Below are 20639 nucleotides of genomic sequence, written 5' to 3'. Positions count from 1 at the left end.
TAAAAATAAATAAGTAATTGATTTTTTAATTGATCCTTTTTTCTTTGTAAGAAATATCAGTGCCCTATTCATAGAAAAACCCAGCCTAATTTTTAATCAATATGGCTGGGTTTATTCAATTTAGAACTTTAATGGTAAGTTTAAAACTATATTGTTTAAACATACCAGTTGTACGAGAGTACTTTATTTACTCTCATAAAGCAGTTTTCACTGGCCTTTTACTCTTATTCGACAGTTACGCTTTTGGCGAGATTTCGAGGTTGGTCAACATCGGTTCCGCGTAATACCGCTACATGATAAGACAACAGCTGTACTGGAATACTATAAACAATCGGCGCCAAAATAGGACTAATACTTGGGATATGCACGACATGTTGACGATCTTTTTCTTTAATCCCGCTGTTTTCATCGGCAAATACGAATAACTCACCACCACGTGCTTGAACTTCTTCCATATTGGATTTGAGTTTATCCAACATCTCATCTTGTGGAGCTAGAATGACCACAGGCATATCGTTATCGACTAAGGCCAGCGGACCATGTTTAAGTTCGCCTGCTGCATAACCTTCCGCATGAATATATGAAATTTCTTTTAGTTTCAATGCACCTTCTAGCGCAATTGGGAACTGTGTGCCACGACCCAAGAATAAACAATGCTGTTTTTCTACAAATAATTCAGACAAACGCAAAATATCTTTATCTTTTTGCAAACTGTCTAAAATCACTTTCGGGGTATGCCACAAGTCATTGATGATGGTTGTTATCTGTTCAAGCGCAATGCTTTGTTTCACTTGACCAATTTTCAATACCAACAACATCAGTGCTGCAAGTTGAGTCGTAAATGCTTTGGTTGAAGCGACCCCAATTTCTGGACCTGCCAAAGTCAATAAACTATGCTGGGTTTCGCGAACCATTGAAGATGTCGCAACATTACAAATAGTCAGTGTCGCAATATTTACATTTTTCGCCAGAGCACGTTTTTGCGTATCGCGGAGTGCTGCCAAAGTATCGGCTGTTTCGCCAGACTGTGAAATACATACATATAACGTATTGTTTACAATCACAGGGGTGCGATAACGAAATTCACTGGCAATTTCGACCTGACAAGGAAGGTCAATCAGTTGTTCAAACCAGTATTTTGCAATCATTCCCGCGTGATAACTTGTCCCACAGGCAATAATCTGGATCTGTTGAATACCATCAAAGTCAATAACGGCATCTTTTAAGAAATCTTCGCGTAAAGTATGACCATTGAGTGCTTGGGAAATCGTTTGCTGGATGGCTTCAGGCTGCTCATAAATTTCTTTGAGCATGTAATGTTTATATTCACCTTTAGATGCATTGCTGACGGTCGCATCTAATTCTTTAACAGGACGCTCAACCAACTGACCATTGACAAAAACTTCAATGGTGCTGCGAGTTAAACGTGCAATATCACCTTCTTCAAGATAAATAAAGCGATTGGTAATCGGAAGCAAAGCCAATTGATCGGAACTAATAAAGTTCTCACCAATACCGACGCCAATCACCAAAGGTGAGCCTTCGCGCACTGTAATCAGTTCATCAGGATAGTCAGTATGTACAATGCCCAGTGCATAAGCACCTTTAAGTTGTGGAACCACTTGTTGTACTGCGCTTAAAAGGCTAGATGTCGTCTTCAAGGCATCATTAACCAAATGCGCGACGACTTCAGTATCAGTTTGTGACGTAAACACATAGCCTAATGCTTCTAAATCATCTTTCAGTTCTTGATAATTTTCGATAATGCCATTATGAACGACAGCCACAGTCCCTGAGATATGTGGATGGGCATTATTTTCTGTTGGCTTGCCATGTGTGGCCCAACGCGTATGTGCAATGCCTAATGAACCGATTAATTCAGCTTCATGAACCGCTTGTTCTAAATTAACAACTTTACCAACACGGCGTTCACGCAAGACTTGACCTTGGTTAATCAGCGCGACACCAGCTGAATCATAACCGCGGTATTCAAGGCGTTTAAGACCCTCGATTAAAATATCCGTAATACTACGTTCAGCAACGCCACCAACAATTCCGCACATATTTAAATCCTCTTATTTTTTCAGTTTTTGGGGGCGTTGATAGTTTTCTTTAGCCACTTGTTTTGAGCGTTCAAAAGCGAGGCTATTTTCTGCCACATCACGCGTAATGACTGAGCCTGCACCTACAGTTGCGCCATGGCCAATATGAACAGGAGCAACAAGGGAACTATTTGAGCCGATAAACGCGGCATCGCCAATAATCGTTTTAAATTTATTCGCACCATCGTAGTTACAAGTAATGGTTCCTGCACCAATATTTGAACCGGCACCGATTTCTGCATCACCTAAATAACTAAAATGATTGGCTTTTGAGCCTATTCCAATGCTTGAGTTTTTGACTTCAACAAAGTTGCCGATATGAACATCATTGGCCAGTTTTGCACCGGGACGTAAGCGAGCAAATGGACCAATTTGGGCATCTGCACCCACCACGGCATTGTCGAAGATGCTATAGGGTTGAACTTTAGTACCCGCTGCAATTTTGGTATTTTTAATGATGCAGCCAGCACCAATTTCGACATGATCACCTAGTTCGCAATCGCCTTCGATAATCACATTAATATCAATCCGAACATCTTGACCGACGGTTAAATGACCACGTAAGTCAAAACGAGAAGGATCAATTAAATGCACGCCTTGTTGCATAAGTTTTTTGGCTTGATCTTGTTGGAATTCACGTTCAAGCGCTGCAAGTTGAATACGATCATTCACACCTTCTACTTCAAATGCAAGCGTTGGTTCAACCGAGGCAACGTCTAAACCATCAGCAATGGCCATCGCAATAATATCAGTTAGATAATATTCGCCTTGCGCATTTTCATTGGACAATTGGGGCAGCCATTGATGTAACTTGGTATTATTGACGCAGTAAATTCCTGTATTAAATTCTTTAATTTGACGTTGTTCATCATTGGCATCTTTATGCTCTACAATGGCTTGAATTTGACCATTTTTACGCACAATACGACCATAACCTGTTGCATCATCTACAGTTAAAGTGACAATACCAATCCCTGTTTGTGTGGATGCATCAAGTAAGCGTTGTAAGGTATCTTGTGTCACACAAGGCACATCACCAGACAAAATTAAAGAAACGCCGTCTTGAGGTAATACTGGTAGGGTCATTTTTACCGCATGCCCAGTACCCAGTTGTTCAGCTTGTTCGACCCACTGTACATTTTCTTCGGAGAATGCTTGTTGGACCAATGGGCCACCATGACCAAAAATAGTAATAATATTTTTTGCATTGAGTTTTTTTGCAGTTTCGATCACATGTTTAAGTAAAGGACGTCCTGCAAGGGGTTGTAATACTTTGGGTAAAGTTGAACGCATACGTGTTCCTTTACCTGCAGCAAGAATAATAACGCTAGTAGACATGTATAATCCTACGAATTTAGCTTAAGCCATTATAAAATATAAATAAATACAAATACATAACGCAGCCCAAAGACCCGCTATAATGTCATCAAACATGATGCCAAAACCGCCATGTATCTGTCGGTCAATCATACGAATAGGCCAAGGTTTCCAAATATCAAACAAACGAAATAAGGCAAATCCAATCACGACCCAAACCCAATTGATCATCCCCAAATAGAGGAGGGGTAAAAAAGTAATCGATTGTCCAGCAAATTCATCCCAAACAATACGGCCATCATCATGAACGCCCATCACTTTAGCGGTTTGTCCGCAAATATAAATACCTAAAAGTGACATTAAAATAATGGCCAGCAAGGTATTGAAAAACCCTATAGCCAGCCAAAAAGGAATAAACAATAAAGCAAAAGCAGAACCAAAGGTGCCTGGTGCTTTGGGTATAAGTCCAGAGCCAAACCCCACTCCACAAAACACAATACAGCGGTTGAGCCAAGACATGTTTTTAAAATTGATTGGGGGGTTATGCAAAGTGTTGGTATCCATGAAATTGCAGTAAATGATCTACGCCATTCTGCACAAAAGTTAAAGCGCTTTGTTGGGTAATTTGTCCAATATTGGTAATGTTGACATCACTTTGTTGTTGCAAAAGTTTTTTATAATTTTGCGGATTGATTGTAAAACATAATTCATAGTCATCGCCACCCGCTAAAGCGTGCTGCCATTGTTTTTCTTGAGGTAAAATGCGCAGTGCTTCGCTGATTGGGAGTTGGTCTAATTGAATTTGAGCACCCACTTGAGATGCTTTAAGAATATGACCTAAATCTTGGGCTAAGCCATCCGAGATATCAATCATACTGGAGGCCAAGCCTTTAAGTTGCTGACCTAATCTACAACGCGGAGTAGGATAATCCAATCTTTGTTGAAGTGGATGTCCTAAATTGTGTAAGGCATAGGCTGCATCCCCGAGCGTTCCGCTGACACAAATATAATCACCCACTTGTGCGCCTGAGCGAGTAATAGCGTGTCCAGTTTCTATCCAGCCGAGTGCAGTCACTGAAATAGTGAGATGTGGGCTTTGGGTGGTATCGCCACCAATTAAGCTAACCCCAAATTGATCGCAACAATCATATAAACCCTGACTAAAGCCTGTCAGCCAATCATGATCAATTTGGGCTAAACTCAATGCGAGTAAAATACTTTGCGGTTTTGCACCCATTGCAGCGATATCAGATAAATTCACAGCAACAGATTTCCAGCCAATCGCATGTGGGCTGGTATTAAGCGGGAAGTGTCGACCTGTAACCAAAGTATCGGTACAGATGACCAATTGTTGCTGAGGAGGAGGTGTGAGCACGGCTGAGTCATCACCCACACCTAAATCGACAATATTGACATCCGAAGATGCAATAGTCTGTCGATTAAAATAGTGATCAATGATGGAGAACTCAGCCATACAACAAATCTACTGTAACATTAGTCGGCTTGTTGCTTTTCTGCTGCACGTAAATTGGTGGCTAAACGATCTAATACACCATTGATGTATTTATGACTGTCTGCACCACCAAAGTGTTTGGCAAGCTCGATCGACTCATCTAAAACGACGCGATATGGAATTTCAAGATGCTCTTTCAATTCATAGGCGCCTAGACGAAGCGCAGCGAGTTCAACGCCATCAAGTGCCTTAAGCTCACGATCAAGTACAGGAACTAAAAGTTCATCTAATACTTCATGATTGGCAACCACTTGAGTCAACAATTCATGATAATAACCGAGATCCACTTTGTGCATGGCATTTTCAACACGCGTACGTGCTTCAATTTCATGGACGGGATTGTGGCTCATCTGCCATTCATAAATTCCTTGTACAGCAAAGCGACGTGCTTTACGTTTCGCTGCATAAGTAGCTTGAAGTGTTTGCGACATGTGTTAAATAGCCTTTAACAAGTTAACCATTTCAATAGCAGTAAGGGCAGCTTCGCCACCTTTATTACCTGCTTTTGTTCCAGAGCGTTCAATCGCTTGTTCAATACTATCCGTAGTGAGTACACCATTAATAACAGGTAAGCCAGTATCCAGACCAACAACGCCTAAACCTTTGGCACATTCACCTGCTACAAAATCGAAGTGAGGCGTGCTTCCACGAATGACTGCGCCTAGCGCAATAATTGCATCGAAACGATCTGATGCAGCCAATTTTTTCGCGACAACAGGGAGTTCCCAAGCACCAGGTGCATGAACGACAGTAATATTATCTTCTGATACACCATGACGTTTCAATGTATCAATCGCACCTTCTAATAAATGTTCAACCACAAAACTATTAAAACGGCCGACTAAAATCGCGTAACGGCCTTCGCTCGCGAGATGTAACATACCTTCAATACGGCGAACTGCCATAGCAACCTCGATTATTTCTCTATTGTTTGATTTGCGGTGACATATTCCACCACTTCTAAGTTAAAGCCAGATAGGGCATTGAAACGTAATGGAGAGCTTAAAAGCTTCATTTTTTCCACACCTAAATCGCGTAAAATTTGTGCCCCAACGCCAATGGTTTGGTATTGCTGTGAAAGAGCCGCATTGGATTTGGTCGGTTTTGGTTTGGTTAAGCTTTCTAATGCTGGACCTAAGTCTTGTAAATGACGTTGACCAATCCAAACCAGTACCCCACGGTCGCTGTTAGAGATTTCTTTCAGTGCTTTGTCTAAATTCCAAGCCGGTTCGCCATCTTGTTTATTGAGTTTCAATAAGTCACGAACTGGATTAAAGCCATGAACACGAACGGTGGTCACACCTTCTTTTGGCTGACCTTTAACCAAGGCCAAGTGAATATCAGGGTTGCCAAGTTCACGGTAACGGACTAGCTCGAAATTGCCATATTCAGTTTTAATTGTTTCTTGACCCAAACGTTCAACTGTTTGTTCATTGGTCATGCGGTAGTGAATAAGGTCTGCAATAGTACCAATTTTCAAACCGTGTTTTTCTGCAAAAACTTCAAGGTCAGGGCGGCGCGCCATAGTGCCATCTTCATTAATGATTTCACAAATGACCGATGCAGGTTCCAGTCCTGCAATACGCGATAAATCACAACCTGCTTCAGTGTGACCAGCACGGTGTAAAACACCACCAGGCTGTGCCATCAATGGAAAAATATGACCTGGCTGTACAATATCGGCAGGTTTTGCATGTGCAGCAACAGCAGTCTGAATCGTATGTGCACGTTCAGCAGCAGAGATACCTGTAGTAATCCCTTCAGCTGCTTCAATAGATAAGGTGAAGTTGGTCGCATGTTGTGCGCCATTGGCATCGACCATCAGCGGAAGATTGAGTTGCTGACAACGATCACGGCTTAAGGTTAAACACACCAAACCACGCGCATGCGTAATCATGAAGTTGATATCTTCTGGACGCACATGGGTCGCGGCAATCACTAAATCGCCTTCATTTTCTCGATCTTCATCATCCATCAGGATGACCATTTTTCCTGCACGGATATCTGCTACAAGCTCTTCAACAGTATTGAGCGGCATCAACCTTCACCTTTTTGTGTCTCGAATGACATTTTAATTGCATTGATTGTGGCATATTCTAACGCTTTTTGACCTACTTTGCCTATGCTTATTGATTGGCCTAAACAGACCCTTGTTATACACAGGTATAGAATAGTTGAAAAGGGTCTTTTATTTTAAAATGGCGAGATGAAGTTTAATACTTAACTATTTGAAATACATCAATAATAAAAATTTAAAATCAAATATAAAAAATTGCTTGAACTTTGAACAGTTAATCGGGTTGGTTAAGCACTATCAGCAGAAAAACACTATTAAGATATTTTACTGATAAGAAATATTCTATAAGCAGAATTAAGATTTTCTAAATTTAAAATAATCTTAATCAAAATATACAATTCGCTACTTTCTATATACGTCATGATTCACTTAGTACACCTTAAAGCCTCATAATCCTTACAGATTTTGAAGTTTCTATTGCATAAACTGTTGTTTCTCTCTTCTATTTAATAGGTCATTAGAATGAATCATTTTAATACAACGGATATTAAAGAACATGCTTCAGTCATTGCCTCATGTGGTACAGAAGTAGGAAAAGTTGATCATTTAGAAGGACAAGATGCAATTAAATTGACTCGGAGTGATGATGAAAATAATGAACATCATGTCATTCCATTAAGTTGGGTCAGTGAAGTCAAAGATGAACAGGTTATTTTGAATAAAAATTCAGAAGATGTTCGAAATGAATGGAAAACTTTGTAATGCTTTTAGGATCAGCCCACTTAGATCAATCAACCTGAGCAGACTTGCTGTTTAAATTTAACGCTTCGAACTAAAACAGAGTTGATATTGCATTGAAAATGCCAGTTGAATGAACTGGCATTTTTTATAATTTAACTCAAAATTTTAAGTACATAACTTCTGGTTTTTAAACGATGCTTTTTTAGGGTTTAACTAATGATGGGGGATTTTGAGGCGTTAAATCGACAGGAGATACACGCCAAATCTTATTACCTACATCATCCGCCACTAAAATAGCCCCTGAAATATCAACAGCTACGCCCACAGGTCGCCCCAAAGCCTTGCCATTCTCACTTAAAAAGCCAGTCAAGACATCTTGCGGTGGGCCAGTGGGTTGACCATGTTGAAACGGAATGAAAATCACTTTATAGCCACTATGCGGTTTCCGATTCCATGAACCATGCTGACCAATCAGCGCACCACCATGATATTGAGGCATTAATTTAGCATGATAAAATGCCAAGCCCAATGATGCAGTATGGTTGCCTAAAGCATAATCAGGCTTGACTGCACTTGCCACTTTTTCGGGATACTGTGGTTTTACGCGAGTGTCTACATGTTGCCCATAATAACTATAGGGCCAACCATAAAAAGCGCCTTCTTTGACTGACGTGAGATAATCGGGAACTAAATCGTTACCGATTTCATCACGCTCATTGACGACTGTCCACAATGCACCGCTTTGAGTTTGCCAAGCCATTCCGTTGGGGTTACGTAGTCCAGTTGCAAATGGTTGTGCTGTACCTCTCGCAATATCATATTGCAGAATGAGTGCACGTCCCGTTTCTTTGTCTAGGCCATTTTCTGCCGCGTTACTGTTTGAACCTACTGTGATATACAGTTGAGTTCCTGTTGGATTCGCAATCACATTCTTCGTCCAGTGATGGTTTAATGGACCACTGGGTAGATCCAAAACTTTGGTCCCGCTTGCGGTAATTTGAGTCGCATCCTGTTCATAAGGAAAGCGTAGCAGGGCATCGGTGTTCGCTACGTACAGCATGTTACCCACTAAGCTCATGCCAAATGGTGAGTTTAGATGATTTATAAATATGGTCTTTTGTTCAGCAATACCATCTCCGTTGCGATCACGGAGTAAACTAATTCGATTGGCACTGGGATGAGATGATCCTGCACGATTCATCACCAGTTTCATGATTTTGCCTTTAATTCCTTTGGTGTCATCAGGTTTTGGTGGTGCATCGGTTTCGGCGACCAAAACATCCCCATTCGGCAATACATATAGCCAGCGTGGATGTTGAAGATCTGCTGCAAATGCTTGTACTTTTAAATGCGCAGCAGCAGTGGGCATCATTCCCTCAGGCCAACCTTTGGCAGGTGCGATATTAACAGTGGGAAATAAATTCGCTTTGGGTTCAGGCAGATTGGGATTTGCGCCATAGCTGTCTAAAATAGAATGTTGAGAAGATTGTGCACATCCCGTTAAAGTCAATATGAGGGCAGAGCTTGCCATACACCGTAAAAATCGAGTAGACATTTTTATCTCCTGTTTCTTTTTATGCTTATTTTAAAACGTAGGGCGATTGTAGATAGCTGAAACTGATAAGTGTTTAATCGGATTGTTTTTGAAAGAATTTTTAATACATATTTTTGACGGTATAAAATCAAGTGTGTGAACAGGTATGAATATGTGGAGTACAACACCACTAGATTAGCATACAGGTGAGTAATAAAAGTTGTTTAAATGCCTATTTAAAATTTTGCGGAGAATAGCCCAAATGGCGTTTAAACATAGCGCTAAAAGCACTTGGACTGGCATAACCTAATGATGTGGCAATACGTGAAACAGCTTCGCCTTCTGCTAACTGGCTCAAGGCGAAAACAATATGCATATGCTGAATCCACCCGCGATAAGACAATCCAGTTTCTTTTCTAAATAATCGAATCAAGGTTCTTGAACTCGTTCCAATGGTATCGGACCATGTGTTTAAGTCTTTTACCTGATTTGGATGATGGATTAACTGTTCACAGATTAAAACTAAGCGTTTATCTCGAGGCCATGGAATGTCTACAGGAAAAGTAGAAGCTTGTTTAATTTCCTCAAAAATAAGCAGTTGTAAAGCTTTGTGTAAATCTTCGCCATACGGCGTTGCATGGTGTTGTATGAGGTCAAGTTGATTTAGTCTAAGCACTAATTCTCGCAGAAGATTGGTCATGCTCAGCAAAAAACATTGTGTGCCTAATATTTGTGCAGCCGTTTGCTCAACCAGAGCCGTACTTAAGCGCACGTCACTTAATGAAATGACACTATGTTCGACAAAGGCTGGAATCCATAAGGCACATTGGGTTGGAACAAGCCATACATGGTCTGCAGTATGAACACGAATTGAGCCTTGAGAGGCATACAATAATTGCGCACGATTATGGGAATGTGGCGCAATAACACTACCATAATTGTACTTTGATCCCATTGAGATAATCAGTGGACTTATTGCTTTGGGATTAATAGTCATCTTATGTCCGTGAGTAAAATTGTCACTTATGCGATAATTTTTGGAATAGACCTCTTTCATAAATCATTTTTTACTCAGCTCCAAGTTATAGATTCCAGCAATTAAATTGAATCTCAAACCGAGTCTTTTACCTCTATTTCGATAACGCTCAGCAAAGATTTTGAAGGTTTTAAGCCTGCCAAATACATGCTCAATTCCTATTCTTCTTTTATTGATTTCCTGATTATAGATTTTTAGTTCAGGATCCAATTTACAACGTCTTTTGGCTTTTAAAGGTAACAGACTATTCGGATGCAGAGCATAAATACCCTGATAGCCTTTATCTGCAAGAACAAAGGCTTCTGAAGGAATCAGCTTTATGTTTCTTTTAAATAGCTCGAAATCATGTACAGCACCGCGACTGGTACATAAACTCAGTATTTGCTGAGTCTTGTAGTGAATCATGGCCTGTACTTTGAAGGTATGGGTCTTTTTCTTGCCGCTATAGCTTTTCTTCTGTTTTTTTAGGCCTTTGTATTGGGATTTCTGTGGCATCCACGATCACAACATTCCAGTCTATGCCTTCGCCCTCGGGTAAATCTTTGGGTAAATTAAAAAGATTGGACTGAATCAGGCAGTCTTCAACATGACGGACAATTCTTGAGGCTGTGGGCTCTGAAACCCCGTAACTCGTTGCAACGTGAAATAAGGTTCGGTATTCCCGCCAATAGCTTAGACAGAGCAGAATCTGGTCTTCCAGGCTTAACTTGGGCGGTCTGCCTTTAGTAGGAACAAGTTTCTTCAATTGCTCAACCATTAAATAGAAGGTTGACCATGAGATGCCAGTGTATCGCTTGAACTGAGGATCAGAAAGCTTGTTTGAATCGATGTATTTCATCCGCAGATTATGCACGAATGCTAAGAAATCCGGAGTGCAAATATCAACCAAAAAGAAGATCATTTTTTGATTTATGAAAGAGGTCTAATATACATGTAAATATGACAATCTATAATAAGTGCCATGAATGTTTTAAAGCAATAAGGCCTTACATGCAGTCCTCTTCTCAGATAAAGAAACAGCCTGAAATAAATGTTCCTGATCGGGTGCCGAAAATGATACCGCAGATTATTTTTGCTGTGGCTTTGGCACATTTACTGAATGATTTAATTCAAGCGGCATTGCCCGCGATTTATCCACTGTTAAAAGATAATTTTTCATTAAGTTTCACACAAATTGGTCTAATTTCATTGGTTTATCAGATTACTGCCTCTTTGTTGCAACCTTGGATTGGCTTATATACCGACAAATATCCTAAACCCTATTTATTGCCACTCGGCATGGTGGTGACGTTGCTGGGTATTGTGATGCTCGCCTTTTCGAGTAGTTTCTATATGTTGTTGGTTGCAGCCTCTTTGATTGGTGTAGGCTCATCGACTTTTCATCCCGAAGCCTCACGAGTTGCCCGAATGGCATCGGGAGGAAAGTTTGGTACAGCACAATCGACTTTCCAAGTGGGAGGCAATACAGGGTCGGCAATAGGCCCCTTATTGGCAGCCATTATTATTGTTCCCAATGGTCAAGCATCGGCAGCATGGTTAATTTTATTTGCTTTAATTGCGATTTGGGTTTTATTCAAAGTCAGTCAATGGACCATCCAGTATGCTAAAACTCAAATCAGTAAAACGTCATCCAGCACAAGCTTTAAATTACACGGCAATACCTTAGTACGCGCACTCAGTATTATTTCTATTTTGATGTTGGCTAAGTTTACTTACATTGCAAGTATCAGTAATTATTATACTTTTTATTTAATTGAAAAATTTCACCTTTCACTTCAAAGCGCACAATTATATTTATTTGCTTTTTTAGCCGCTGTTGCATTTGGGACATTTTTTGGTGGCCCGATTGGGGATCGTATAGGACGCAAAGCGGTTATTTGGATTTCATTTTTAGGCATGGCACCGTTCGCGATGTTAATGCCGTATGCAAACTTGTTCTGGACTTGTGTTTTGGCCATTATGTCGGGCTTAATCATGTCTTCTGCATTTTCTGCAATGGTGGTTTATGCACAAGAAGCAGTGCCTGGCCGTGTAGGGATGGTCGCGGGTCTAATGTTTGGTTTAATGTTTGGGGTAAGCGGAATAGCTGCAGCAGGCTTAGGGTACTTAGCGGATAAAAACGGCATAGAGTGGGTATTTGGACTGTGTTCTTATTTACCTTTACTCGGAATTTTTACTGTATTTTTACCCAATACTCAAAATAAAGTAAAAAATAGCGTGTCATGAGATGGATCAATTGCTAAAAAATAGATTTTAAAATCAATAATAAAAACTCTGATTCGAAGATCAGGGTTTTTTAAATGAGAGCTAGGAAAGAAGTTAAACTTTTACTCTCTGTAAACATGACCTGAGCATTTTGTGCTGAACTAAACAAAAACCTGATCAGCTATTTAAAGGTGTTGAATGTTCAGCTTAGATTTGAGTTGAAGCAAAAATAGGCTTTGTCTCATTTCATTTAAGATTAAAATTTTGAGAAGGGCAAAAATAAAATTAAACAACCCACATAAAAAGTAAATATTTCAAAAACTCAAATATAAAATGAGGACTCGGGTGGAAAATAAATGCAAGCGATTAAAATAAGTTAGAGGTGGTGCGGCTTAATATATTAAGCCAAAACTGAATTATGCAACTTCTACTGCGCTTGCCTGTATTTTTTAAAATTCAGTCAGTATGATGAAGGTCTTAACTATACTCAAAATAGATGATTCCTATTTTTGCTTGTTGTTAAAACCCAGATCATCAAACGATTTCTAAGACTGTGTTTTGAGTTCAGCAGATACGATCCCAAAACCAGCAATCCACTCACTGATTGCTTCATAACAATGTACTTTCATCTCGTATTCACCGAGTTCTGAGAATGCTGAAAATGCAGCCATCCACGAACGAACTTCTTGACCACCGCGTCCACCTTCATGGCGAATATCCTCTTCGGTCATCGCTTCAAGTGCCGAAAAATCAGCATTTTTAAATTTTTCCAGTAAGGCCAGATCCCATTCTGGATTAAGTGGAATAGAAATGCTTTGATCACCGGCTGCCAAGCGTTGACCTACAGAAATAATTTTAGCCTGACGAGCAGCGCGTGACTCGAATGTTGGGTTACGACCACAAATTAAAAACTCTTCAACTTCAACAGGAACAGAACCCATTTGAGGCGTAGGTGGATCATGTGAAAGTCCACCTGTTCCTAAAATTAATACCCGTTCATTTTCAAGATTTAATGATTGAATAAATTGTCCAACTGCACGACCAAGTGCGATCGTTCTTTTCGTGGTTGGCATGGGTGCTGCTGCACCATTAATAAAAATAGGAATGGTGGGATAAGGATCAAGTTTACCATCACATAGAAAATGTAAGGGTTGAGTTACACCATGATCTGCCTGCATACGGTAGGAATAGGCGACATCCACACCTTCATCAAGGACTTTACGAACCAAACAGTGAACCGTACCGGGTTTGTCGGAGACTTTTTTATTTAAGTTAGGCCACCTGACCTAACGGGTTAATCTTATCATAGTACATTGCTTCAAACTCAAAAGGCGATACATAACCCAGTGCACTGTGTACACGCTTTTTGTTGAACCAATCTACCCAATTTAATGTCGCAAGTTGTACATCCGCTAAACCTTGCCAATCTGCTTTTAGATATTCAATCACCTCTGTTTTGTATAAGCCATTCATCGTTTCAGCCAAAGCATTATCGTATGAATCACCGGTCGTACCGACTGATGCTCGTAAATTTGCTGCTTCTAAACGATTGGTATAACGAATGGAAAGATATTGCACGCCTCTGTCACTATGATGAATCACGTTCTTTGGCATGCCTCGATCATGCAATGCTTGCTCTAATGCATCGAGCACCATATCTGTATTCATTCGTGTAGATACTTTCCATCCAACAATGGCTCGTGAGAACACATCAATAATAAAGGCGGTATAGACCCAGCCTGAATTTGTTTGAATATACGTAAAGTCACTGACCTGAGAAGCACTGCTTCGCAAGGGTCAGGTCGATCAGCACTAAAATTGCGTTTCACCAAGTCATCTGCTCGTTTTTGATCATCTCGGCTACGGGTGGTTTGTTTATTCTTACCACGCCAAACACCTTGTATACCTAGTTTTTGCATCAATCGAGCAACTGTACAGCGCGCAATAATATAGCCTTCACGTTTCAGTTTTTGCCAAACTTTACGTACACCATATCGACCTGAACTTTCCTTCCAAATTCGTTTAATTTGTTCAGCATGATGCAAGTCATGTAAATCTCGTTTCGCTCGATGTTCTGGATTGTCCGCGAGATCTAAAGTCCGGTAATAGGTTGAAGGTGCGATCGGTAAAATTCTACAAATCGCCTCGACTCCGTACAGCTCTTTATTATTATGGATAAAATCCACCATTATTTGTGTGGGCGGTCGAGCTCCGCCTGGGCGAAAAAAGCGGCTGCTTTGCGTAGAATTTCATTGGCTCGTTGCAGTTCTTTATTTTCGCGTTCAAGTTGTTTAATGCGTTCTTGGTCTGAAAGCTGCTGTACTTTGATTGGATTCTGTTGATTCAAATACTTCTGATGCCAGGAACGTAGTGTTTCAGGAGTACAACCTATCTTAGGCGCAATAGCGGTGATCGCAGCCCAATTCGATGGATAATCTTTTTCAGATTCAATTAGTAATTGAACCGCTCTTTCTCTGATTTCAGGGGTATATTTTAATTTTGTCATCGGGACACTACGCTTCGCTACGTCTTGCGAAGCAATGCTTCTCATCTCAGAATATTGACTCTCCGACAAACCTGGTACGGTTCAGTATTGCGGATTACCTGTAGGCGCAATTTTTGTTACCAGTCTTGCCATCTTATTACCCGAGATTAAATGGCAAACTTTATTTTTAATTGGCGGATTAACGCCGTTGTTATTAATTCCATTCATGGCCATTATTCTTAAAGATAAGCCGAAAGCAGTGACTTTGAACCATACAGCAACAGAAACTGTGCCTAACATGGCACAGGTATTGTTTAAAGATCAACAATATAAAAAGACTTTGCCGCTTTGGACGGGTTTTTTCTTTACCTTAATGATTAACTATATTTTGATTAGTTGGTTACCTAATTTATTGATGGAGCAAGGCTTAGAAAAACAACAAGCGTTTATGGTTATGTTGGTCTTTCAAGTCGGTGCAGTCATTGGTACTTTAGGATTGGGCTACTTACTGGATCGTTTAAAACTTTGGCAATTGGCCGCAATTATTTATAGTTGTCTATTTATTGCGTTAAGTTTATTGTTCACCACCACGTATATTCCGATGTTAATTATAGCTGGCGTGATGGGTGGCATCTTTTCTACAGGAGGACAATCTATTCTGTACGGGATCTCACCAATTTTCTACTCAGGTACAGGTAAAGTCACGGGTGTAGGCAGTGCGATTTCCTTAGGTCGGTTAGGCGCAATGACTGGGCCATTATTAACAGGAAAAATCTTGGCTTTAGGCGTGGGAACTACAGGAATTTTGGTCGCAAGTTTGCCTGCGGTTATTATCTCAGCAATTGCCGTTGCGACACTGTCACATTATAAATCTACGTTGAAATAAAGTGATCATCTTATAGGCTGAACGATAAGGTGAATTGATCTTTACTGATCAAAAATACAGAGAAAGGGTTTTGTTGACTCAACTTAATCCTGTTCTATTGTGTAGTGAATTGAATCGAACGTAATCAAAATCAGATTGTGATATTGAAAATATTGATCAATCTTTATTTCTAATCACTCTTATCCTAGCTTTAGAGAGCACCCGATAAACTTTGGATTGAAAGGCGCTGTTTGTGCGTTGTGTCCTGATGGTTCTGAATGAATTTTTAACTTGAAAATAAGAACCTGATTTTATAAAATCCTGTCAGCGCTTTTGATAGATCCCAAAATAAAAATCCCAACAGGATGGATGTCGGGATTTTTATGCTTTCTTTTTAACTCAAAAACTAACGCATGGTGACGAATTCTTCGGCTGAAGTCGGGTGGATAGCCACCGTATCATCAAAATCTTTTTTGGTGGCCCCCATTTTGAGTGCGACAGCAAAACCTTGTAAAATTTCATCCATCCCATAACCAATACCATGTATACCCACTATTTTTTCTTCAGCTCCAGAGCAAATTAATTTCATTTTTGAAGCTTGTCGATGCTCGGTTACTGCCGTATACATGGATGTAAAAGATGAGCTATATATTTTAATCTGGTCTTGTCCAAATTTTGAAACAGCCTGCTCCTCGGTTAAACCCACCGTGCCAATCGGTGGATGGCTAAAAACGACCGTGGGTATATTGTCATAATCTAAATATTCGCCAGATTTGCCATTAAACAAACGTTCTGAGAGTTTACGACCCGCAGCGACAGCCACAGGTGTTAATTCAACTTTACCCGTAATATCGCCGACTGCATAAATATGGGGTGCGGATGTGTTTTGGAACTGATCAACTTGAATGTAGTTGGAGTCATCTAATTGAATAGAGGTATTTTCGAGTTTCAGTGCTTTGGTATTGGGGTTTCGTCCAACCGCCCAAATGAGGCAGTCAATACTATGCTGTGTACCATCTTCTAGATGTAAAAGGAGAGAACCATCTTCAAGTTTGGAGACTTTAGCAGGCGTTGCTTGGGTGTGAACTTGAATGTCATCGTTGCGCATGCTGTCTAATAAGGTTTCACTTAAAAACTGATCTAGACTGCGTAAGGGTAAGTTTTTACGTATACAGAGATGAACTTCAGAACCTAAAGAATTTAAAACACCTGCTAATTCAACAGCAATATAACCTGAACCAATAATCGCCGTACGTTTTGGTAAGGCTTGTAACTCAAAGAAACCATTTGAATCAATGCCGAATTCAGCCCCTTCAATATCTGGGCGAGAGGGTTGAGTTCCTGTGGCAATCAAAATATGGTTTGCTGTATAGGTTTCACCATTAACTTCAATGGTTTTATCATCAACGAATGTTGCGAAACCATGGATCACATCCACATTGTTTTTACTGAGACCCGATTGATACGATGCGTGAATTCTTTTGATGTAGGCTTGTCTATTTTCTACCAGTTTTTCCCAATCAAATTTTTTAAGTTCAGTATTAAATCCATAACTCGGGCCATATTTCTGAATCGCATCTGCAATTTGAGCGGAGTACCACATGACTTTTTTAGGTACGCAACCGACATTAACGCAAGTGCCTCCTAAATCCGCGACTTCAATCAAGGCACATTTTTTTCCATAAGATGCAGCACGATTTACTGATGCAATTCCACCGCTACCACCACCAATGGCAATATAATCATAGTGTTTAGACATTTATGACCTCGTTATCTTTTTAAGTTATTTTATTTAAAATGGCTCTTTGATTTTGAGCACTCAAAATAGGGATAAAGAGAGTTTAACATCGACTAAATTGAGGCCATTGCATTGTTTTGTATCTAGTCCGTGAATATATTTCCTTTTTTAACAGTATTTTATTGATCTCTTTTCTCTAACAATTAATAAGTTGGATATTTATTTTTATAATCTTAAATCAGCTATAGACAGATTTTGGTCACACTCTGGTCACAACGCTAAATTATATTAAGATGAGAAATAATAGAATGACTTAAAATTTGGATTCAAATGATAAAAGTGTTTAAAAAAACAATAAGAAAAAAGCTCTCATCGAAAGATGGGAGCTTTTTTAAATTTGGAGCGGGAAAAGAGACTCGAACTCTCGACCCCAACCTTGGCAAGAGTCACCGACATAAAATACACTAAATAACATAATTTGTATTTTAATAAACCCTATATATAACAGTTATATAGGGTTTTTATTTTGTGTGGTGTAATTTAAGGTAGGGTAGGGTACTTTGATTTTTGGTCACTAATTGCAATATGGTAATCAACAATAATAACCAACATAGAAATGCTTAATCTAAAGGTATTTTACTGACTGGTATAATTTTATGATGAGAGAGGGGGTGCCTGGGTCTACGGTTTCTGTTTTGCCTTTTGGCGTAAGACGTACAAATATAAGCTTTCTACTTTTTCACGTGCTTATGGTGTGGTACGCAAGAATCGTAATGATGATTTAAAACTTGGGTCTATGCCAAAAGCATCTAATTTCAATTTTACGATTCAAGCCTTCAAAGCCACTATAGTAATCTAGCAACTCATCCAAAATATCAGCAAGCTTTTTGCCGTGTAAGGGGTCTTTGATGTTTTCATATTGGATCAATCTATTTGGTAAGGAAAGTGGTGGCAGTCCAAGAATAGACGAAATTTGTCTAGGAGAGTGGTGGCAGTCCACTGATCAGGCCAAAGCGTTACAACAAGCCTGGAAAGAAGGGAAGTATTCATCCAAAGCTGATCTGGCAAAAGCGTTTGGTATCAGCCGGCAGGCTGTTTACCGATATTTAAAATTCATAGACTAAATTATTAGAACTAGCGTTAATGAGCTTTGGTCATTAGCCAATTAAAATGAAAGCAGATAGTATTGAATACGGTAAAAACTCTAAAGTTGCCTTGATTGTTTAAAGCAAAATATCGATATGGGGATCTTCTAGTTGCAGCAGTATATTCCTGTACGTTTCATAATGTTCTCTTTCCTTAGAAACGAAGAAAACATGTTCTACTGTTCTATATGTCATCAAGGTTGATAAAACAGTTCCTATCGCAATTTCAGCAGCAAGTTGCGGTGGAAAAGAATAAATTCCTGTGGAAATGTTTGGAAAAGAAACGGTTTTTGCTGTGATTTTTTCAGCTCTAAGTAGTGCATTACTATAGGTATCGCAGAGCAATTGAGGTTCATCCTTAGTTTCGTCTAACCATCGAGGACCTACTGCATGAATGACAAATTTTGCTGGTAGATCGCCAGCAATAGTCACCTCTGCAGAACCAGTTTTGCACCCACCTTTTGCTTTGTTAAGCTCGATACAGGCATTTTTCATCAAAACGCCTGCTTTTTTATGAATGACATAGTCAAGCCCACCACCACCTAGCAGAGATTTATTGGCAGAATTAACCAAAGCATCTACCGGTAGAGTGGTGATGTCGCCATGCAAAAGGCTGACTTTTTTCATTTTCATAGTATTAACGGTCAGAATCTTTAAAGGTTAAAAAATGTCCTTTTTAATATAGATAGAAGCATATCTATTTTTCAGTTTAGGTCATTTAATACAGTATTATTTAAAAAAATTTCAATTACTTATACATTTATTAATGTTTTTACTTCCTGACCATTATCATTAAATAAAACAATTCCAATAGCTTTCAATCGATCTAATGGATCATCTACTCCTAAATGCCATCCTGTAGGCATGGCACATTTTAGACCTGTTTCTTTCCCGTCAAGTCGTTTAGCTTCATCTTGAGTAATATAAGCGATCCCCAGATGACTTTGTAGAAGACTACTTAGTTCCTGATCTGTATGGTTATCTTCTTCTATCAACCTCCATAATTCATACATTAAGTAGTTCATGGGAACGATATGTTCTTTTCTCCGAGCCAAGTTCATGTCATTGAATAGCGCCTGGGATTTTCCTTTATAAATCAGCTTATCTTCAGGATGTAACAAACGCTCAATAAATCTGGAGTGATATCCCCAGGGCATCTTTACCTTATCTTGAAAAGAGACAACATTCCTTAAGTGCTGAATGATCACATAGCTTGTTCTTTTAATATGTTCATCAATTACGATTTTATGATCAATTGTGTTTTGCTGTGTTTCAGGAACGAGGTTAGCTTGGTCATGTAATTCTTCAAAGAATAAATCACCTGAATTTAGTTCAGACATTTTTATATCCTGTTCTTAAAGTAAAAACAGGATAACAAGAAGAATAGTTTTAATCAAGTAAATATATAAATATCAATAACTTATATTGGTAAAACAAGAAATAAATCTATCAACGGCTCGAAGAGGCTCGACCGTACTGGTTTTTTACAAAAAATTACATATTGACTTGAAATCAGATTGTTTTCATAAGGTAGTGGACACTGCAGCCCCGTTCTTCATGCTGTGTATGATGTGGTTATCAATCTTAAATAAATTTATATTTTGTAGTGATGATCTGTTCTCATGCCTGAGCTGAATAGTTATTAATTTCTGATAATTATTGGACTAACTAAAAGATATCTACAAAACTGGTAGCTATTCAGTCCTCACGCAATTGCTCACCTTGATCAGCACGTTCCAGTTGAAATCCTACTTCAAACTCGTTAATTGCCTCGAACATAATGTCCCAGGGATTATCGATAGGTAGTAACAAGACACCACGACCAAAATGTTTAATAGCAACTTCGTTGCCATTAAAGCGAAATGCTTTGGGCAATCTAACAGCCTGACTTCGACCTGCTTGAAAAACTTTAGTAATTTCCATTTTTATTCTCCCAGCATG

The 20639-nt window shown here is 39.4% G+C and carries 17 protein-coding genes, 5 pseudogenes and 1 other annotated feature; of the genes and pseudogenes, 4 read left to right on the top strand and 18 right to left on the bottom strand.

Annotation, left to right across the window (positions count from 1 at the left end):
• Positions 1-224 precede the first annotated feature (224 nt).
• From glmS to ribBA, 7 genes are read right to left on the bottom strand one after another with little or no spacing between them, the layout of a single operon-like run.
• Entirely contained in the window at positions 225-2063 is a 1839-nt protein-coding gene (gene glmS / locus H0S58_RS13255; protein ID WP_053579093.1) for a glutamine--fructose-6-phosphate transaminase (isomerizing), read from the bottom strand.
• 12 nt (positions 2064-2075) lie between these two features.
• Positions 2076-3440, bottom strand: coding sequence for a bifunctional UDP-N-acetylglucosamine diphosphorylase/glucosamine-1-phosphate N-acetyltransferase GlmU (gene glmU / locus H0S58_RS13250; RefSeq protein WP_053579092.1), 1365 nt, complete (start codon positions 3438-3440; stop codon positions 2076-2078).
• A gap of 21 nt (positions 3441-3461) precedes the next feature.
• Positions 3462-3983 carry a phosphatidylglycerophosphatase A gene (locus H0S58_RS13245; protein WP_053579091.1) on the bottom strand — a complete coding sequence of 174 codons (522 nt, stop codon included), beginning with the start codon at positions 3981-3983 and terminating at the stop codon, positions 3462-3464.
• Positions 3961-4893: a thiamine-phosphate kinase gene (thiL, locus tag H0S58_RS13240; protein ID WP_053579090.1), complete on the bottom strand. Its 933-nt coding sequence runs from the start codon at positions 4891-4893 to the stop codon at positions 3961-3963. The genes H0S58_RS13245 and thiL overlap by 23 nt, the downstream gene beginning before the upstream one ends.
• A gap of 20 nt (positions 4894-4913) precedes the next feature.
• Positions 4914-5363 (bottom strand): transcription antitermination factor NusB, encoded by a 450-nt coding sequence (gene nusB, locus H0S58_RS13235; RefSeq protein WP_053579089.1) that lies wholly within the window; start codon positions 5361-5363, stop codon positions 4914-4916.
• Positions 5364-5366: 3 nt separating this feature from the next.
• Positions 5367-5837, bottom strand: coding sequence for a 6,7-dimethyl-8-ribityllumazine synthase (ribE, locus tag H0S58_RS13230; RefSeq protein ID WP_004649641.1), 471 nt, complete (start codon positions 5835-5837; stop codon positions 5367-5369).
• A gap of 11 nt (positions 5838-5848) precedes the next feature.
• Positions 5849-6970 (bottom strand): bifunctional 3,4-dihydroxy-2-butanone-4-phosphate synthase/GTP cyclohydrolase II, encoded by a 1122-nt coding sequence (gene ribBA / locus H0S58_RS13225; protein ID WP_053579088.1) that lies wholly within the window; start codon positions 6968-6970, stop codon positions 5849-5851.
• A gap of 501 nt (positions 6971-7471) precedes the next feature.
• On the opposite strand from ribBA, the gene H0S58_RS13220 reads away from it, so the two are divergent.
• The gene (locus tag H0S58_RS13220; RefSeq protein ID WP_053579087.1) at positions 7472-7711 is read left to right on the top strand and encodes a DUF2171 domain-containing protein; all 240 of its coding nucleotides are present in this window, start codon (positions 7472-7474) and stop codon (positions 7709-7711) included.
• Positions 7712-7892: 181 nt separating this feature from the next.
• Here the strand turns inward: H0S58_RS13220 and H0S58_RS13215 are convergent, their stop codons facing one another.
• The 4 genes from H0S58_RS13215 to H0S58_RS13995 all read right to left on the bottom strand — a co-directional run bounded on the left by H0S58_RS13215 (position 7893) and on the right by H0S58_RS13995 (position 11161).
• Entirely contained in the window at positions 7893-9245 is a 1353-nt protein-coding gene (locus tag H0S58_RS13215; protein WP_053579086.1) for a PQQ-dependent sugar dehydrogenase, read from the bottom strand.
• A gap of 211 nt (positions 9246-9456) precedes the next feature.
• Positions 9457-10221 (bottom strand): AraC family transcriptional regulator, encoded by a 765-nt coding sequence (locus H0S58_RS13210; RefSeq protein WP_053579085.1) that lies wholly within the window; start codon positions 10219-10221, stop codon positions 9457-9459.
• 63 nt (positions 10222-10284) lie between these two features.
• Positions 10285-10755, bottom strand: coding sequence for a transposase family protein (locus H0S58_RS14000; RefSeq protein WP_265088219.1), 471 nt, complete (start codon positions 10753-10755; stop codon positions 10285-10287).
• On the bottom strand, positions 10703-11161 hold the full coding sequence (locus tag H0S58_RS13995; RefSeq protein WP_265088218.1) for a transposase family protein: 459 nt from the start codon (positions 11159-11161) through the stop codon (positions 10703-10705). Before H0S58_RS13995 ends, H0S58_RS14000 begins: the two co-directional genes overlap by 53 nt.
• 89 nt (positions 11162-11250) lie before the next feature.
• Here H0S58_RS13995 and H0S58_RS13200 point away from each other — a divergent pair, with 89 nt between their 5' ends.
• Complete coding sequence (locus H0S58_RS13200; protein WP_053579082.1) at positions 11251-12486, top strand: MFS transporter; 1236 nt, start codon at positions 11251-11253, stop codon at positions 12484-12486.
• Positions 12487-13010: 524 nt separating this feature from the next.
• On the opposite strand, the pseudogene H0S58_RS13195 reads toward H0S58_RS13200, so the two are convergent.
• Both H0S58_RS13195 and H0S58_RS13190 read right to left on the bottom strand, forming a co-directional pair.
• Positions 13011-13694: pseudogene (locus H0S58_RS13195) on the bottom strand (3-carboxyethylcatechol 2,3-dioxygenase); the annotation flags it as partial.
• A 43-nt stretch (positions 13695-13737) separates the two neighbouring features.
• Positions 13738-14971, bottom strand: a pseudogene (locus tag H0S58_RS13190) (IS3 family transposase).
• Positions 14580-14696, bottom strand: a sequence feature (AL1L pseudoknot). Its footprint overlaps the pseudogene before it by 117 nt.
• An 82-nt stretch (positions 14972-15053) precedes the next feature.
• On the opposite strand from H0S58_RS13190, the pseudogene H0S58_RS13185 reads away from it, so the two are divergent.
• Positions 15054-15836: pseudogene (locus H0S58_RS13185) on the top strand (MFS transporter); the annotation flags it as partial.
• 385 nt (positions 15837-16221) lie between these two features.
• Here H0S58_RS13185 and gorA read toward each other — a convergent pair.
• Positions 16222-17574 (bottom strand): glutathione-disulfide reductase, encoded by a 1353-nt coding sequence (gorA, locus tag H0S58_RS13180; protein WP_195726729.1) that lies wholly within the window; start codon positions 17572-17574, stop codon positions 16222-16224.
• Between the two features lie 660 nt (positions 17575-18234).
• Positions 18235-18463 (bottom strand): annotated as a pseudogene (locus H0S58_RS13175) (VF530 family DNA-binding protein).
• A 91-nt stretch (positions 18464-18554) separates the two neighbouring features.
• Here H0S58_RS13175 and H0S58_RS13840 point away from each other — a divergent pair.
• Positions 18555-18677: pseudogene (locus H0S58_RS13840) on the top strand (helix-turn-helix domain-containing protein); the annotation flags it as partial.
• 99 nt (positions 18678-18776) lie between these two features.
• Here the strand turns inward: H0S58_RS13840 and H0S58_RS13165 are convergent.
• The 3 genes from H0S58_RS13165 to H0S58_RS13155 form a co-directional block, all read right to left on the bottom strand.
• Positions 18777-19325: a macro domain-containing protein gene (locus H0S58_RS13165; RefSeq protein ID WP_195727624.1), complete on the bottom strand. Its 549-nt coding sequence runs from the start codon at positions 19323-19325 to the stop codon at positions 18777-18779.
• 125 nt (positions 19326-19450) lie between these two features.
• On the bottom strand, positions 19451-20038 hold the full coding sequence (locus H0S58_RS13160) for a hypothetical protein (protein ID WP_004668031.1): 588 nt from the start codon (positions 20036-20038) through the stop codon (positions 19451-19453).
• Between the two features lie 358 nt (positions 20039-20396).
• On the bottom strand, positions 20397-20621 hold the full coding sequence (locus H0S58_RS13155; RefSeq protein WP_004668032.1) for an antitoxin: 225 nt from the start codon (positions 20619-20621) through the stop codon (positions 20397-20399).
• Positions 20622-20639 lie beyond the last annotated feature (18 nt).

The organism is Acinetobacter sp. TTH0-4 (assembly GCF_015602665.1).
Classification (GTDB): Bacteria; Pseudomonadota; Gammaproteobacteria; order Pseudomonadales; family Moraxellaceae; genus Acinetobacter; species Acinetobacter albensis.
Note: the sequence above shows the minus strand (reverse complement) of the source record. Positions and strands in the feature narration are given on the sequence as shown.

Excerpts from the sequence above, each read along its gene's own strand:
- glmS (WP_053579093.1), bottom strand. The coding sequence starts at position 2,063 with ATGTGCGGAATTGTTGGTGGCGTTGCTGAACGTAGTATTACGGATATT.
- glmU (WP_053579092.1), bottom strand. The coding sequence starts at position 3,440 with ATGTCTACTAGCGTTATTATTCTTGCTGCAGGTAAAGGAACACGTATG.
- H0S58_RS13245 (WP_053579091.1), bottom strand. The coding sequence starts at position 3,983 with ATGGATACCAACACTTTGCATAACCCCCCAATCAATTTTAAAAACATG.
- thiL (WP_053579090.1), bottom strand. The coding sequence starts at position 4,893 with ATGGCTGAGTTCTCCATCATTGATCACTATTTTAATCGACAGACTATT.
- nusB (WP_053579089.1), bottom strand. The coding sequence starts at position 5,363 with ATGTCGCAAACACTTCAAGCTACTTATGCAGCGAAACGTAAAGCACGT.
- ribE (WP_004649641.1), bottom strand. The coding sequence starts at position 5,837 with ATGGCAGTTCGCCGTATTGAAGGTATGTTACATCTCGCGAGCGAAGGC.
- ribBA (WP_053579088.1), bottom strand. The coding sequence starts at position 6,970 with ATGCCGCTCAATACTGTTGAAGAGCTTGTAGCAGATATCCGTGCAGGA.
- H0S58_RS13220 (WP_053579087.1), top strand. The coding sequence starts at position 7,472 with ATGAATCATTTTAATACAACGGATATTAAAGAACATGCTTCAGTCATT.
- H0S58_RS13215 (WP_053579086.1), bottom strand. The coding sequence starts at position 9,245 with ATGTCTACTCGATTTTTACGGTGTATGGCAAGCTCTGCCCTCATATTG.
- H0S58_RS13210 (WP_053579085.1), bottom strand. The coding sequence starts at position 10,221 with ATGACTATTAATCCCAAAGCAATAAGTCCACTGATTATCTCAATGGGA.
- H0S58_RS14000 (WP_265088219.1), bottom strand. The coding sequence starts at position 10,755 with ATGCCACAGAAATCCCAATACAAAGGCCTAAAAAAACAGAAGAAAAGC.
- H0S58_RS13995 (WP_265088218.1), bottom strand. The coding sequence starts at position 11,161 with ATGATCTTCTTTTTGGTTGATATTTGCACTCCGGATTTCTTAGCATTC.
- H0S58_RS13200 (WP_053579082.1), top strand. The coding sequence starts at position 11,251 with ATGCAGTCCTCTTCTCAGATAAAGAAACAGCCTGAAATAAATGTTCCT.
- gorA (WP_195726729.1), bottom strand. The coding sequence starts at position 17,574 with ATGTCTAAACACTATGATTATATTGCCATTGGTGGTGGTAGCGGTGGA.
- H0S58_RS13165 (WP_195727624.1), bottom strand. The coding sequence starts at position 19,325 with ATGAAAAAAGTCAGCCTTTTGCATGGCGACATCACCACTCTACCGGTA.
- H0S58_RS13160 (WP_004668031.1), bottom strand. The coding sequence starts at position 20,038 with ATGTCTGAACTAAATTCAGGTGATTTATTCTTTGAAGAATTACATGAC.
- H0S58_RS13155 (WP_004668032.1), bottom strand. The coding sequence starts at position 20,621 with ATGGAAATTACTAAAGTTTTTCAAGCAGGTCGAAGTCAGGCTGTTAGA.